Below are 15,539 nucleotides of genomic sequence, written 5' to 3' on the forward strand. Positions count from 1 at the left end.
GCCGCCGCTGATACCGGTTACAGTTTGCTGGCCTTGGCCAGAAATTGATTGCGTTCATTGTGGTCGGGGATGTGCCGTGCCAGGGCTTCCACCAGGTCGGAGAGCGCAGGGTGCTGTTTACTCATCTTTTTCACCAGACGGCTGGCCAGGGGGCCCACATGAAACGCCAGCATGTCGGTGATTTGCTGCTGCTGCGATTCGGTGATGGCCGACGCCATCTGGGTGGGTTGGTCCGCCTGGCTGGTGGATCGTGCCTGAGCACCGCTGACGGATGCAGACAGCGGTTCCACCTGTGAAATTCCGCTTTTTTCCACGGACTGCATAAACTGACTGCGTTCATCCTCGTTGGGAATATGGCGGGTAAGGTTTGCCATCAGTTGATCCAGGCTGGAGGCGGAGCGGCTGTTCTTGCGTACCAGCAGTTTTGCCATAGGGCCCACATAGCGGGCAAGGGAATGTTCCAGTGACGCCAGCAGGTCATCACTCCACTGGGACGAGGAGAGGGCGTTGGTCTCCACCGGGGGTCTGGCTTCATAGTTCGCCGGTCGGGGGAAATGAGCGGTGGTGGCCTGGGTCAGGTCCATATCATCAATGGATTTCAACTGCTCGATGAATTGGGCGCTGGTCTGAAAGCGTTGTTTGGGATCAAGCTGCAGAGCGCGGCGCAAAATGGGTTTGATGGAACGGATGCTTTGCCCGGACAGGTGGCGCGCCCCATTCAACGCCTCCAGATTCTGATCCAGTGTCATTTCACGGGAAGGGCGTTCCTTGGTCAGCAGCTCAAAAAACAGGACACCCACGCTGTACAGATCTGACCGCGCATCCGCCGGTTTACCTTGCAGGCCTTCCGGGGACATGTAGTTGGGGGTGCCCACCATAAAACCGGTGCTGGTAAGATCCGAGGTATCCAGCCGGGCTACCCCGAAATCCGACACCTTAACATTACCGTTTTCCAGCAGGATGATGTTGGCCGGCTTGATATCCCGGTGCACAATGCCTTTTTCGTGGGCGTGCCCCAAGGCTTCCAGCACCTGGATGCAGATGTCGGTGGCGGAGGCCAGTGAAATAAAGGTATCACTCTTCAGGTGTGCCTTCAGTTCTATGCCTTCCACAAACTCCATGACAATGTAGGGTTCGCCGTCACTGCCAAAATCGAAAATGGTGACAATGTTGGGGTGCAGGCAACGGGCCGCCGCCTTCGCCTCCTGCAGGAAACGCACCTCCAGCTCGGCTCCCTGATCGCCCTTTCGCAGGTGCTCATGCAATACCTTAATGGCTACCGTGCGTTCGATCTGGCTGTCACAGGCTTTGTAGACGACGCCCATGGCGCCGCTACCTAAAATGCGCTCAATATCATATTTTGCGATGCGTTGTGGAGGCAAATGACGACTGCTCATGGTTAATCAATGGTTTCATCCAGCATCTGTACCGCGTTGCTCAGGCTGCGGTGCATGCGATTGAAAGAGCGGCCCAGGGACGATATTTCATCCTTACCTTTAACCGCTAATTCCTCAACGTTGAGATTGCCCAGGCTGATCTCGTCTGCCTTGCTGGACATGGCCTGAACGGGCTTGATCACTATAAAGTGTAGCAGCAGGTTGAGAATGATGGCGATGATGACAAAGATGCCAATCAGGGCACCCATAAAGGTGAGGAAGGTCTGGTCAGCCCGGGCCAGCGGCAGGGACATGGGAACGGACACCACCTGGGCGCCGATGGTCTCGTTCAGCTTCCAGCCGAAGCCGTTGCTGGAACCATAGGTATCGATCAGGGTCTGGGGCGCTTCGGCCGGTGTGCTGTGGCAGGCGAGGCAGCCGGGGTTGGTTATGGTGATAGGCCGGCTCAGGTAGAGCTGCGGTCCGGTGGGGGTTTCCCGCTCACCGATCAGTTCTTTCTCGTTGGCGTGATTGCGGAACCAGTTCACAATATCCGCTTCCCATTCAGTGGCCCGGTTAGCCGGGTTGGTGGGATTCAGCGTAGCTTCCTTGTAACTGTAATCCTCATGGGATTCCTGCAGTGTCTTGATGTACTGGGCTGCCGCGTAGGCCGGCACGGTTTGTGGAATAAAGCTGCGGCGCTGTTGGATTTTCAGCAAGGGCTTTACTTCGTTGACGGTGTACGCCCTGACGGCGATGGCGCTTTCCATCATGATCCTGGCCATGTCCAACACTTCCTCCCGCGCATTGTCCTGCAGAATTCGATGACTGACAAAGCCGGATACCAGCAGGCCGATGAGGGTCGTGGTGAAAAGAACAAGGTTGAACTTTAAGCGTAATCCCATGGGTTGCTCCGTGGCCTAACGTGCGGTAATGCGTTGGTTGCAGGTCTCCCAGGCAGCATAGGCCTGGGGGAAATGAGCAACCGGTATGGTTTGGGACCGGGTCTCGGTAACCGGCCAGGTGGGCCAGAATCCCAATGCAACCCGGACGCTCTCGGCAGTTTTCAAGGCATCGGTAAGTTGCTGTTTTTGCTTGGTGATGGCGATTTTAGTGTCTTTTACCACGGATTCCAACGGGATGTGGGGGCCGTTGCTGAGGAAAAGTCCGGTGTCCGGGTAGGTACTGTCAATATCGGATTTGGTCTGAATCATCCAGGCGCTGTTGGTGAGTTCCAGATACAGCGGGGTTTTACCGGCGCCATCGTCCATGGTGACCGCAACGGTTTTCAGGCTGCAATGATTCTGGTGGCCACTCAGGATCCAGGTGTTTTGTATGGTGATAGGAAGCTGATCCAGGGCAAATTGAATGGCCGTTATCTTCTGTTCAGTGGCAGCAGGCGGCGGAGTGTCTTGCGCAGCATCCAACGCTTTTTGCTGCGGTTGCGTTTCCGCCGGCGAGTCAGATGCGGGGCGTAAAGGGGGATTGGTTCTCACCTTGGAGCGCAGCGTCGTATCGATCTTCTGCTCTGTTGGTTGTGTGGGTTGTGCCGGTTTGGCTGATTGGGTCCGTTGTGCCGGTTTGCGGGCGGCTGCTTCCTGGTCGCGTTTGAGCACCTCTTCAAATGGAATCGCCTTTGGCTCATTCCGTTGGCTTGATGTTTCCTGTTGGCCTGGTGTAGCCCGGGTGCCGGAATCAGATTGCCCTGCCGGCTCGGTGGCTGCCGTGGGGATGCTTTGGTCAGGGTGAGATACCGCAGGTTGTTTACCGGCGCAGCCGGATAACAGGCTGGAAGCGCATAGCAGGGATAAAGATATCGCGTAAACGACGGGCTTTGGTGCCAGGTTCATGGTGTCTGATCCGGTGAAAATGGGTGCTGATGAGAAATCTTATTATTGATATATAGTGGACAATCGGCGCACATTTGTAAAACGTAATAATGCACAGATCCTGCCCGCGATATCCAACAATCCCCGGATTTACAGTAATCCTTCCCGCTTTACCTCAAAGTATTTGTTGATCAGGGCCACGGGCATTGTCTGTGGGGTGCTGTTGACGGTGTGTATACCGGAATGATTGAACGACTGGGTAATGGCCTGGCGGCGTTCCAGATACAGCTTGGTTCCGGTATACAGCAGGGCATCCCGAAACTGGTGAATGGGCTTTTCCAGCAGCTCATGCAGCTCGGGTTCCTCCAGATTGGCAACCATCACCAAATGTTTTTTCTGCAACAGCGTCAGGGCGGGCTGCAGATCGTCGACGTTTTCATCGCGGATGTTGGAAAGCAGTACCACCAGGGCCCGTTTCTGGTGGCGGGTCATCAGGCCCCGGATCGCGGTGTTGTAATCGCTGGCACGGGTACTGGCATCCACATCGTAGACACAATTGAGAATCTTCGACAGGTTGGCGATGCCTTTGACGGGTTTCAGCCAGCGCTCATCGCCGCCAAAACTGAGCAGGCCAACGGCATCCCCTTGTTTGAGCGCGGCATAACTCATCAACAGCATCGCATTCAATGCATGATCCAGATGGCTGTGATCCCCGTCTTTGGAGCGCATGCGGCGTCCACAGTCCACCAGAAACAGGATTTGCTGATCTTTCTCGTCCTGATATTCCTTGGAGATCAGTTTGTGCCGCCGGGCGGTGGCATTCCAGTCAATCTGGCGCAGGCTGTCTCCCTGGCGGAATTCCCGCAGTTGCTGGAACTCCATGCCTTCACCCCGTCGCTGCTGTAAACGAATGCCCAGTTGGGACGATTGCTGCTCCATGGACATCATGGCGTAGTTGGACACTGCAGCAAAATTAGGAAACACTTTGACCAGGCTGCCGTCGCCTACCAGGACCCGCCGTTGCCAGAAGCCCAGGCTGGAACGCAGCAGCAGATCGGTCCGTCCAAAGTGGCGGTTGCCCCGCTGTCGGGCCCGTACCCGGTACTGAATTTCAGTGCCGCGATGGGGTTGCAGAGTGCAGTGTTGATGAGGGTGTTCCGCTTCAAAATCCGCGGGGTAATGATCATGGATCTCGATCGGAATTGGGCGGCGATAGCGGTGCAGAATCTGCAGCTCCACCTTGGACCATACTCCCAGTGCCAGGGATTCACTGTGGGCTCTGCGCACGGTGGGCAGCGGCGTACGGCGCACCATGATGCCATCAAACAGCAGCAGAAAGACCAGGGTGGCGCTGCTGATCTGCCAGATTTTCTCCAGTTGCGGCTGCCAGTCGGGCTGGCTCCATGGCCCGGGCAGCCAGTTATTCAGCGCGGCGGCCAGGCCCAGCAAGGTCCAACCAATGGCAAACCAGAACAGACGTTTGGTGGGTCTCATCAATAATCCCGTTACAGCCTGGGGGCTTCGACTTCCTGCAGCAACTGCTGCAGTGCCTGATCGGTTTTCAGGCCCTCAATTTCCATTTCAGCGGTGAGCGCCACCCGGTGGCGCATGACCGGCAGCGCCATGGATTTCACATCATCCGGGGTTACGAATTCGCGCCCCTCCAGCAGGGCATTGGCGCGTGCTGCTCTGATCAGTGCAATACTGGCCCGCGGCCCGGCTCCATGGGCAAAGCTGTGCCACTGGCGGGAACTGCGGGCAATGCGTACCGCATAGTCGAACACAGCATCGTCCACCTGAATATGGGCGGTGATGTGTTGCAGCCTGGGAATGTCCGCTGCGCTCACCACTGACTCGATGGCGGCCACGCTCAACGTATCCTGCACCTGCCCGGTGGTAACCTGTTTTACCAGATCCTGTTCCTCCCCTTCGCTGGGGTAGTCGATCAATACCTTCAGCATGAATCGATCCAGTTCGGCTTCCGGTAACGGATAGGTGCCTTCCTGTTCGATGGGGTTTTGAGTGGCCAGCACCATAAACGGCGTGAACGCCGGAAATGCTTTGCCTTCAATGGTGATCTGTTTTTCCTGCATCACCTCCAGAAGTGCAGCCTGGGTTTTGGCCGGGGCCCGGTTAATCTCGTCGGCCAGCAGCAGGTTGCAGAACGCCGGACCTTTGCGAATCTTGAATTGCTCGCTTTTCATATCGTACAGGGCATGGCCGGTTACATCCGCCGGCATCAGGTCCGGGGTGAACTGAATGCGGCCAAACTGGCCCTGAAAGCATTTGGCGAGGGATTTCACCAACAGGGTTTTACCCAACCCGGGTACCCCTTCCACCAGTACATGGCCCGAGGCCAGCATGGCGATGAGTACCTGGTCAATGACCTGTTGCTGGCCCACCACCACACGGGCGATCTGTTGCCGCATGCGTTGTACCAGTTGGATCGCCTCATTCAGAGAGAGGGCCTCGGTTGGCTCCGTCATAATGCATTCCTTATGGTTTGTAATTGAGCAATCAATTCCGTCCAGGGGTGTTCCCGTTCCGGTGAGGGGGCTGACATAGCCAACTGGATCTGATGGGAGTCCAGTTGGCTGTGGTGTGCGATCAGTTCGCAACAGCGGGCCTGCTCCTGGTCAAAATTCAGGTTATGATGCTGCATCAGCAGCGTCTTGATGTCGTTGCGCAGACTCTCCACCATGTTGCCTGCCCGGTGGTGGTTCCAGTCAAAGCGGGTTGCGGCCTCGATGTGTTCCAGCAGCTGGCGATGTTCATTGCCGGGATCAGGCTGCAGGGGCCCGAAACGCACCCAGCGTCGCCAGCCCCAAAGAATGAGCAGGCTGCCGATCCCAATCAACAGGTATGGTGCGGTACGCCAGAGTTTATCCAGCAGGTTTTCGCTTTCATTGCTGCTGACGAACCAGATGGTGTCGTCAGCCTTCACCAGCTGCCAGAGAAAATAGGCGTGATCGTAATCACCGATACGGTCGTTATGCCAGATGGAGGTATCCATCAATACAGTCAGTTTGCCGGCGCCGACCCGGTACTGTAAAACCGCGTTGGGCCAGGTGTTGCCGGTGTGTTCCGCCTCGCCGTATTCGTCATCCAGTGAGTAGAAGCCGTAGGATTCCACCTGCAGCCACTCGCCGTTCCACTTCACGTCGAACAGGTTATCGTAATTGGTGAAAGCGCAGGTTTGCGCCGCTGCGGCTTCGCTTTCATCCTGAGCGTCAGTTTCAGTTTCAGTTTCAGTTTCAGTTTCAGTTTCGGAATCGAACAGTGCTTCCGGTATCGCGACCTCTTCTGCGTCTGTGTCGTCCTCTTCCAAGTGATAAAGCCGTACACCGTAGTCGTCAAGAAACGGGTCAGCGAATTCCTGTTCAAAATCCCATTCCTCCAGGGCGGTAATGATCAGGTGGCCCCCGTCGTGGACCCAATTCTCCAAGCGTTCGCGGGTGGCTGGGTTGGAAACGGTGCTGGCATTATGCAGTACCAGCCCATCGTAGGGCTGTAAGCGTTCAAACACCGGATGCAAATTGAAGGAGCGATGAGACTCCTTGTTCTGGGTTTCCAGCAGGGTTTGCGCTGCGTGCCAGGGGTTGAATGACACGTCCAGTTCCGGGCCGGAATCCCATTGATGAGTGTAGCGTTCCAGCTTGGTGGATAGCCAGTAGCCACCACCGGCAAGGATCAGCAGGCAAACCGCGATAAGGAGGATGCTGCGCCGATTCATGCAACCGGCTCCTGCTGGTCAAAGCGGGGCCAGGCTGCGCAGAGTGCGTTGAAATCCTGCTCACTCAAGGGTTGGTGTGCATAAGCCAGCGCCACCCAGTGCTGGGTCAGGCTTTGAAAAAACTCACCGCGGTGTTGAGGCTCATGCTGCAGGCACAGCCGCAGGCACTCCTGTTCGGTGTGACTGCTGTTCAATGGCAGGTGACGTTCGTGTACCAGGTAGGTGAGGGCTGCCCGGTACAGCAGGCTCAGCGCCGCGCGGAACTGTTGTTGTTGCCACAGGGTTTGGGCGGCGCTGATGATGTCATCCGGCAGCGAATCCTGACTGAGTTCCAAACCAAATAAATGACTGGGAGGTGGGGCTTGGGTGCGGTTATCGAAGGCAACGTCCGGGGCTCGGATGTGGCGAAAGCGATACACCAGGTAGGCCAAAACGGCAATCACCAGACCCCATAGCACGATCTCCAGGCCGTTGATGATCCAGGTCACCAAAGACCCGGCATCCTCAGCGCCGTTGAATCCTTCCAGCTGTTTCACGATCCACTTGCCGAATCGGGCCAACCAGCCGCCGTCTTCCTCCGGCTCTTCCGCTGCGGGCTTGTCGATCCAGCGCCAGCGTTGTTCTTCTTTGATTTCGTGAAAGGCATCGCCCTCAAGAATTTCAATGATCTTCTGTTGGGTTTGCGCCCGGTCCAGTTCCGCCCGGGCCGGTGTCGGCAGCGCCGTCAGGCTGCCCAAAGCAGTCAGCAGCAGTACAGCCATGGCCAGTGATTTTCCCGGTTTCACGTAATCACTGCTCAACTGGCGAAAGGTCAGTTCAATATCCCAGGCTTCCAGCCAGGTGCGTCGGTTGATGTACAGCATGAAGCCACCGCAGACATAGAAGGGGGCCACCAGAGTCATGGCAACGAAGCCGGCAAGGGTGATGGTGGGAAACAGCAAAGGGCTGGACAACAGCATGCTGAATTCAAAATCGATGTCCATTTCCATGGGAATGAACATCCAGGCTGTGCTGAATACGGCAAACACCAGAATGCTTTCGATGCTGTGACCGGCGAAGGTGAGCCACAGGCCTGACGACCCGGCACCCCGGTGCAGCGTGTCGAGCCGTTGCTGCCGACGTTTACCGGTCAGTTGTTCCAGCTCGCCCACGGGCATGTTGAACGAGCGTGAAAAGGCCAGGCGCTGGGTGATCAGTTTGGCGAACCATTGATGCAGGGCAACGCTGCGGCCGTGGCGCAGCGTGTGGCGCCAGTGCACATGGTCATCGAACAGTTTTTCCGAGATGTAACGCAGCTGAATGGATTCAAACAGCGGCTTCAACCACCATACCAACAGCAGTGCCCATAATGGTTGATCCATAAAAATCAGATAGCTCACCACCATCACCGGCAGTGCGGGTATCAGCCACAATAAAACCAGCGGGATGAACCAGCGGCGAGCCATAACAAAGCCCAGATCAATGGCTTCATAGGGATTGCGGGGCCGCACCTGGACACTGATTTTACTTAGGTTCATGGCGAGCCCCCAGACCAAAGTAAGACAGTACCAACAACCAGAAGCAGGCCCCGGCTGTGTATTTCGCGGTATTGGACAGATAACTGCTGGATGACCAGAACGCTTCGACAAAGGCTGCGATCAACAGCATAAAGAAAACCCCATAGACCAAGGGCATGGCGGCTCTGGCAGCCTGAATCAGGGATTGCTTGCGGCTCAGGCGCCCGGGGCACAGCAAACCGTAGCCCAGTTTCAATCCGGCGGCACCTGCGATGGCGATGCCGGTCAGCTCGAAGGCGCCGTGGCCCACCACAAAAGGGAAAAACGTATCGGTGTAGCCCAGTTCGGTGAGATATCCCATGACCGCCCCGATGGCAATGCCATTGAACAGCAGATTAAAAATAGCGCCTGCTCCCAGCAGAAAACCACTGGCAAAGGTCTGGAAGCCGATGCCGATGTTGTTCTTGATGTAGAACCCGAACATGGCAAAATCATCAGCGGTGGTACGCGTCGACTCTGTGCGATGTTTGCTGGCGGGATCATACATCTCGGTAAAATCCCGCACCGCGCCTTCCGGATACACGCTGTACACCAGGCTGGGTTCGAAATAGGTGAGGGTTGCCATCATCAGCAATGAGCCAAAAAATAACAGGCTGGCGATGGCAACGAAGGTGAACTCACGGCGTACTGCCGCGGGAAACCCCAGCAGAATGAAGTACACCATGTTGTAAACAATGTTGGTGTGGCTTTGATACAGTTGTTGATGGCCCCGCAGGGCCAGCTGATTCAGGCGATCAATCAGATAGGGGCTGTACTGGCGCTCCTGCGCCAGGGCCAGATGATGGCACACCTGCCGGTACTGTTCGGCAAAAGCGGATACATCCGCTGCTTTGTGGTTGCGTTTACGGGATTCCAGCGCGCTGAGGCTGGCTTCGAAAGCCTGCCATCTGTCCTGATAGTGGGTTTCAAACAATTCCTGCTTCATCGTCCGCCTCTCAGCCAGGTGGCAATGCGGACAATGTAATCTACCGCCTCCTGGTTCTGGTGTTGAAACACCGGCTGCAGGTGATTGGCCAGTTCCTGTTGTCGTTCCCGGGTGAGGGTGCTTTGCCGCTCCACAAAGGAGAGCATGGCCCGTTGTTGTTTTAAATTGAGTGCCACCGGCGGCGGAGCGCTGCGGCTATCCGGCCATTTGGGCGCGGGCTTGTACTGATCCCGATAAACCACCACGGTACCCGCTGCCAGATCCCCAATGCGCTTGAAATCCTGATTCAGGATCATGCTGATCAAACCGGTAATATACCCCATGGGCAGAAAGTCTACGATCCGCAGAAAGTTGCGTACAATTGAGGCAGACCAGCTTACCGGTGTGCTGTCGTCATTGACCACCGCAATGTTCATGGCCTTCTTGCCCGGTGTCTGGCCCTGGTTGAGCACTTCAAAAAGCACAGGGTAGAACCATTCCAGCACAAAGGTGATGATCAGCCACAGGGCCAGGCCAACCTTTCCCAGCAGTGCCAGCACAATCAATAATGCGATCTGCACACCAGTACGTATCAGGGTATCAATGGTGAATGCAAGAATGCGCACCAGCGGCCCGGCGATGTGAATATCAAGATCGATGTTTTCCGGTGTTTCCAGTTTCCGGTATGTATCCAGCATGTAACCTAACTAATATTTTCCAGGCGCGCGTAATAGCGGGCGGCCATCATCGCTGCGCAGAACACCCCAATGGTCAGTATGGTCTCCAGCAACCCCACAATCCCCAGTATAGAAGGTAATGCGAAACTGCTCATAACACCTTGACAAAAGTAGAGCAAAATAACGAAGCAAAACCAGATGAACACCTTGGGCTTGCGTGCCAGGATGCCGGGGATGAACAACGCCAGCGGTATGATGTGAATGGCGATAATGGTAATGAAATGCTCGGCCGGAATCAGCAGGGTGCGCCAGAGTACCAGCAGCACGATCAATGCGCCCAGCAGGGTCAGGGTCAGGGTGCGGCAACGTTCTGCTTTAGTGCGGAGGATATCGGTCATGGCGATCCCTTCAATTTGCTGGCCAGCAGGGCAACCCGCAAACCCAGTGCCTGACACAGAGCGGATTCATGTTCATCCAGCGGTTGACCACTGTTGGCGCCCGCCCAGTGGCTGGCACCGTACGGGGTGCCGCCCGCTCTGGTTTTAGTGAGCCCCGCTTCGCTATAGGGGATGCCGGCAAACACCATGCCATGGTGCAGCAACGGCAGCATCATGCTCAACAGAGTGGACTCCTGTCCGCCATGGAGGCTGCTGGTGGAGGTGAACGCCGCAGCGGGTTTATTCACCAACGCACCTTTCATCCACAGCGAACTGGTGCCGTCGAGAAAATATTTCAAAGGGGCTGCCATGTTGCCGAAACGGGTTGGTGATCCCAAGATGAGGCCGTCGCAGTTGGCCAGGTCATCCAGCTCTGCATAGATGTCACCCTGATCGGGAATGGCCGGTTGGCTGGCTTCGGTATCCGGTGAGACCGGGGGAACCGTGCGCACGATGGCTTCGGCACCAGAGTGCTGTTCCACTCCCCGTGCCACCAGTCTGGCCATGGTGCGGGTATTGCCGTAGCGGCTGTAATACAGTACCAGGATGCGGCTGCTCACAGAATTTCCAGCACTTGTTCCGGTAGGCGCCCCAGGGCAGCTTTGCTGCCGTTCACCACGATGGGCCGCTCAATGAGTTTGGGTGTGGCGATCATGGCAGCAATCAGTTCGGCGTCGGACAGGTCCGGGTTATTCAGGCCCTGGGCTTTGTACTCGGCTTCTTTGGTACGCATCAGTTCACGGGGCTTTTTGCCCAGCTTTTTCAGCAGCGCTTGCAGTGTTTTGGCATCCGGTGGTGTGTCCAGGTACAGAATGATTTCCGGCTCAATGCCTTTATCCTGCAGTAGCTGCAGGGTTTCCCTGGATTTGGAGCAACGTGGGTTGTGATAAATCTTGGTCATAGGATTGTGGTCAGTGGTGTGTGATATGCTTGTCTTTATAACGGTTTCTGATGGGCTATTGTATAGAGTAATGGTCCGTTAATCACCCGCTTCGGTGAGGAGTTGATTTGAACGAGTTAATGCAGGCATGGCGGCGCTTTAGCAAGTTACCCCCGGTGGCCTTTGTGGTGTATGTGGGCAAATCCTATATGCAGCATGAGAATCCCCGTTCCGCCTTTTATCTGGCGTTCACTTCGCTGTTTGCGGTTGTGCCCATGATGACGGTGGTGTTTTCCATACTGGCCCTGATTCCGGAACTCAAGGGTATGGAAATGAAAATGCAGAACTTTATGTTTGAGCATTTTGTCCCGGCCACCGGATCTCAGTTGCAGGATCATCTCCATGGTTTTGCCCGGCAGGCGGCCAACCTCACCAGCATCGGTGTGGTCATGCTGTTTGTGACCTCGGTGTTGATGTTGCGCAAGATTGAAAATTCATTCAACACCATCTGGCACGTCACTGAAATCCGCAAGGGAGTTAACGGTTTTCTGTTGTACTGGGCGTTGCTCAGCCTGGGGCCGGTGATGATGGGTGGAGCGTTCGCCATATCTTCTTATCTTGCCTCCCTCAAGATGGTTTACGATATGGTGCCGTTGGCCGGCACCCAGCAGTTTGTGCTGGCCCTGCTGCCGATTCTGATGAGTGGCCTGGCGTTTTCTTTGGCTTATATCGCCATTCCCAATACCAAAGTCCCCATTCGCCATGGTTTGCTCGGTGGCTTGCTGGCAGCGGTGATGTTTGACCTGGCGCGGCGCGGTATGACGCTGTTTGTCAGTATGTTTCCCACCTACCAACTGGTGTACGGTGCGTTTGCCGCGGTGCCGATTTTTCTGATTTGGGTTTTGGTGTCCTGGAATATTATGTTGCTGGGTGCAGAATTTGTGCAGGCGATGACCAATTTCAAGGTCAATAAACAGAAGTCCACGTCCTCCATGGGCAACCTGTTGGCCATATTGGAAACCCTGTATCGGTTGCAGGGGCGCGGTGAATTGATGGATGAGGTGATTCTGCTGCAGAAGATGCCCTGGATCTCCAGTCGTGAATGGGAGTTTTACACGGACACGTTGATCAGCATTCCCCTGATACATCGTAATGGTGAAGGGGAAATCTCGTTAACCCGGGATCTGCACAAATACACCCTGGCGCAACTCTTTCGTGATTGTTTTGGCGAAACCGTGAAGCTGGATTTACAGAGCAAAGAGGGCTGGCAGGGCAGAGTGAGTGAGCTTTACCAGAGCACCTTTGATAAGTGTCTGGAAGAATGGGATATTCCGCTGTCTGAGCTGTTTGATAGTGACACTAAGGCTCGATAACCTGCACGTCGAATACTTCAATGTTGCGCGAGCGTTGTAATAGCTGGCGTACATCCGCGTGGGCCGGCTCGTGGTGCCCCACTGCAATCAGGTGGATTTCAGAATTCATGCTTATGGCGCTGCTCGGTGCCACCAGGCGGGTGGTGATCAAGCCACTTTTGTTGCGCAGCAATATCAACAGGCCGTTACGTTCAGTGGCCTGATCGCTTTGCTGCTGGATGGTGACTTTCCTGACCGAGCCCCGTAACCGCTCGATTCCGCATTCCGGAGCGTCATCACGGGAGATGGCGGCCCAGCGCACCACTCCTACTTCCAGTATTTTTCTGCCGCTGCGCTGGCGGATCATGGCCACCACCTGACCTGCTTCCGGGAAGCGGGTGGGATCACCGCTGAGTTTTACCCGCAATCCGCTTGTGCTTTCATCGCTGCCCCGTGACCAGGCACGTTTGTCACTGCCGGCATTCCGGTTCTGCAGCATGTCCATACGGCGTTGGGTTGGGTCCAGCATCGCGCAGATATTTTCCAGCCCCCATACCAGGCCGATTTGCTCATCAATCACATGACGTTCACTATTGCGCTGGGGGTTGCGGAACCAGCGTTCTGACAGCATGGTGAGCAAATCCAATGCCTGCTTGCGTTGCATGTTGTGGAGGCCGGTCAAGCGCAGGGATTCGCCGGCCTTAATGGCGGAGAGGTGCCTGAATACGGTATCCATCAGGCGCGAAAGATCGAGAATTCGGGCTGTGGTCACGGTTTCCGGGAGACTGCCGGGGATATAGGCCGGCTGCAGGCAGGTGGGGGCGACAAAATAGCATTCGCTGAGCTGGCTGATGGAATCCGGTTCCACCAGTTCCAGCAAACCGGCGAATCTGGCGGTGTAATCGCAGGTGCGCCACTGGTCTTCCGCACCCATGGCATAGGGGGAGGCCAGGCCCAAAAGCAAAGACTGCTTATAAAGATGTGACACACTGCCTTCGCTGCCATCGGGGCAGGTGACGGGCTTGTCTTCCTGCTGCAGTTCACAGGCCAGAAAATACAAATAGTGGAACTCCTGCCAGTGCGAGCGTTTCAGCATACGGCCCCGGTTATAAGAGAACAGGCCATGGTAATACTGATAGAGCATCGCCATGTACAGCACGGTGGCGAATCCGGCAGGGCGTTTCTGGCGGGCCAGCGCATCGCGAATTATATGCTTATAGGCGAACCCCAGCTCCTGAATGAATTCCAGCAGATTGTCCAGCTCGTTGGAGTTCACCTCTTTGGCAAACAGACTGCCGCTGAGCTGATTGCGGTAGTAGTCCAGAAAACGGATAAAGGCGTAATGGAACGGGCTGACAATCTGCAATCGTTTGGCGGGTGTCATGGCAAAACGGTTAAATGTGTGCAACCGACGGAAGGCCAGGCTCAGGGCCGATGGGATGTCCACATAGGGCAGGTTCTGGATTTCCTGGGTCAGCCGACGGTTGTCCGCATCCAGCAGCATATGCTGGGTGCGTTCGGTTGTCGGTACTTTGAGTGGCCCATTCATCGGGTAATGCCCTTCCTGGTGTGAAAGATCCCTGGATATAATCCGGTCAAATGTCCGGGCTGTGATGCCTCACAACAAATGGCCGTGACTGAATCGTCATATTGAGCGATTAATTTTTGCACAATGTCAATGTCTGGGAAAGTGATTTTTACTGGTGATATTGTAAGCCGTCACTGATAATGGTTTTAGTCAACCTGGCTTCCCAATAGGGCCAGTCTGTTTGGCTACCCATCTACCACCCAATGGACAGGCGATTTGTTTCATGCCTATGACCGCAACGCTGCTGGCGCCGGTGAAGGGAATTAAACCCCAGATCCTGAATAAAATCTGTGAAAAAAGAACATTCAGTGCCTACTACTGGGATGGTTCAGGCCCGCTGGTGGTCTGCCTCCATGGTTTTCCGGATACGCCTAACACGTTTCATCTCATGGTTCCGGCCCTGGTGAATGCAGGGTACCGGGTACTGGTACCCATTATGCCCGGCTATGAAGCCTCCAGTGTGGATGTGCACGGTCGCTATTACGTGACAGATCTGGCGCAGGATGTGGTGGATTGGGTCGATCACATGGGGGAAGAGTCGGTGCACCTGATCGGCCATGACTGGGGGGCGGTCACCGCCTGGTTGGCGGCGGCCATGTATCCACACCGCTTTTTCAGCATGACCAGTATTGCTATTCCACCCTTGAAACGCTTTGGCGAGGCGCTGATGCGCTGTCCGTCGCAGGTGCTGAAGTCCTGGTATATGGGGTTTTTCCAGATTCCATTGTTGCCGGAACAGATCCTGCTGGCAAAAGACGGGGCCTTTGTGCGTCTGTTGTGGCGGAACTGGTCACCGGGCTGGAATGCGCCTGAGGAGCTGATCCGGCCGGTGCTGGATACGCTGGGGGATAAAAGGGTAAGAGCCGCGGCGCTCGCTTACTACCGTTGTTTGGGGCGGGTGTTCACCGCCCAGCATCAAAAAGGCCGGCGGGCATTGAAGTTGCCTTACCAGGTTCCCTGCCTGATGATCAGTGGTGCCAAAGATGGTTGCATGGACACCCGGTTATTTGAGTTGGCCATGAATGAGAATGATTTCATGGCCGGCGTCGAGTTGTATCGCTTGATGGGGGCTGGGCATTTCTGTCATTTGGAAAAGCCCCAGCTGTTGCATGCTAAGTTGTTGAGTTTCCTTGAATTGCACCCCAAGGGTGCGAAAAAGCTAGCGGATGAATTGGCGCGCCAATTGGGGTAGAATGCGGCGGTTTTA

Annotated in this window: 15 protein-coding genes; 2 read left to right on the forward strand and 13 right to left on the reverse strand. The window is 55.6% G+C overall.

All coding sequences use genetic code 11. The features are described 5' to 3' along the window. Positions 1–17: 17 nt before the first annotated feature. The 12 genes from D9N13_RS09405 to arsC form a co-directional block, all read right to left on the reverse strand. Positions 18–1,397: a serine/threonine-protein kinase gene (locus D9N13_RS09405; RefSeq protein WP_290588585.1), complete on the reverse strand. Its 1,380-nt coding sequence runs from the start codon at positions 1,395–1,397 to the stop codon at positions 18–20. A gap of 2 nt (positions 1,398–1,399) precedes the next feature. Then, positions 1,400–2,281: a DUF3365 domain-containing protein gene (locus D9N13_RS09410; protein ID WP_290588587.1), complete on the reverse strand. Its 882-nt coding sequence runs from the start codon at positions 2,279–2,281 to the stop codon at positions 1,400–1,402. 15 nt (positions 2,282–2,296) lie between these two features. Continuing rightward, the gene (locus D9N13_RS09415; RefSeq protein ID WP_290588590.1) at positions 2,297–3,226 is read right to left on the reverse strand and encodes a hypothetical protein; all 930 of its coding nucleotides are present in this window, start codon (positions 3,224–3,226) and stop codon (positions 2,297–2,299) included. A gap of 129 nt (positions 3,227–3,355) precedes the next feature. Beyond that, positions 3,356–4,699 (reverse strand): DUF58 domain-containing protein, encoded by a 1,344-nt coding sequence (locus tag D9N13_RS09420; RefSeq protein ID WP_290588593.1) that lies wholly within the window; start codon positions 4,697–4,699, stop codon positions 3,356–3,358. A gap of 11 nt (positions 4,700–4,710) precedes the next feature. After that, on the reverse strand, positions 4,711–5,691 hold the full coding sequence (locus D9N13_RS09425; protein WP_290588595.1) for an AAA family ATPase: 981 nt from the start codon (positions 5,689–5,691) through the stop codon (positions 4,711–4,713). Next, positions 5,688–6,938 carry a DUF4350 domain-containing protein gene (locus D9N13_RS09430; protein ID WP_290588597.1) on the reverse strand — a complete coding sequence of 417 codons (1,251 nt, stop codon included), beginning with the start codon at positions 6,936–6,938 and terminating at the stop codon, positions 5,688–5,690. The genes D9N13_RS09425 and D9N13_RS09430 overlap by 4 nt, the downstream gene beginning before the upstream one ends. Then, entirely contained in the window at positions 6,935–8,455 is a 1,521-nt protein-coding gene (locus tag D9N13_RS09435) for a DUF4129 domain-containing protein (RefSeq protein WP_290588602.1), read from the reverse strand. The genes D9N13_RS09430 and D9N13_RS09435 overlap by 4 nt, the downstream gene beginning before the upstream one ends. Further along, entirely contained in the window at positions 8,442–9,419 is a 978-nt protein-coding gene (locus D9N13_RS09440) for a stage II sporulation protein M (RefSeq protein WP_290588604.1), read from the reverse strand. The genes D9N13_RS09435 and D9N13_RS09440 overlap by 14 nt, the downstream gene beginning before the upstream one ends. Continuing rightward, positions 9,416–10,096 (reverse strand): RDD family protein, encoded by a 681-nt coding sequence (locus D9N13_RS09445; RefSeq protein ID WP_290588607.1) that lies wholly within the window; start codon positions 10,094–10,096, stop codon positions 9,416–9,418. Before D9N13_RS09445 ends, D9N13_RS09440 begins: the two co-directional genes overlap by 4 nt. Positions 10,097–10,101: 5 nt before the next feature. Next, a complete protein-coding gene (locus tag D9N13_RS09450; protein WP_290588610.1) occupies positions 10,102–10,473 on the reverse strand; it encodes a DUF2069 domain-containing protein in 372 nt (123 codons plus the stop codon). After that, a complete protein-coding gene (gene wrbA / locus D9N13_RS09455; protein WP_290588614.1) occupies positions 10,470–11,072 on the reverse strand; it encodes an NAD(P)H:quinone oxidoreductase in 603 nt (200 codons plus the stop codon). Before wrbA ends, D9N13_RS09450 begins: the two co-directional genes overlap by 4 nt. Then, the gene (arsC, locus tag D9N13_RS09460; RefSeq protein ID WP_290588617.1) at positions 11,069–11,413 is read right to left on the reverse strand and encodes an arsenate reductase (glutaredoxin); all 345 of its coding nucleotides are present in this window, start codon (positions 11,411–11,413) and stop codon (positions 11,069–11,071) included. The genes wrbA and arsC overlap by 4 nt, the downstream gene beginning before the upstream one ends. Before the next feature lie 107 nt (positions 11,414–11,520). Between arsC and D9N13_RS09465 the strand changes: the two genes are divergently transcribed. Beyond that, positions 11,521–12,765 carry a YihY family inner membrane protein gene (locus tag D9N13_RS09465; protein WP_290588619.1) on the forward strand — a complete coding sequence of 415 codons (1,245 nt, stop codon included), beginning with the start codon at positions 11,521–11,523 and terminating at the stop codon, positions 12,763–12,765. Here D9N13_RS09465 and D9N13_RS09470 read toward each other — a convergent pair. After that, positions 12,752–14,293 (reverse strand): hypothetical protein, encoded by a 1,542-nt coding sequence (locus D9N13_RS09470; protein ID WP_290588622.1) that lies wholly within the window; start codon positions 14,291–14,293, stop codon positions 12,752–12,754. The two genes, D9N13_RS09465 and D9N13_RS09470, sit on opposite strands and share 14 nt — an antisense overlap. Before the next feature lie 262 nt (positions 14,294–14,555). Between D9N13_RS09470 and D9N13_RS09475 the strand changes: the two genes are divergently transcribed. Further along, positions 14,556–15,524, forward strand: coding sequence for an alpha/beta fold hydrolase (locus D9N13_RS09475; protein ID WP_290588625.1), 969 nt, complete (start codon positions 14,556–14,558; stop codon positions 15,522–15,524). Positions 15,525–15,539: the final 15 nt, after the last annotated feature.

The organism is Ketobacter sp. GenoA1 (assembly GCF_003671475.1).
Taxonomy (GTDB): Bacteria; Pseudomonadota; Gammaproteobacteria; order Pseudomonadales; family Ketobacteraceae; genus Ketobacter.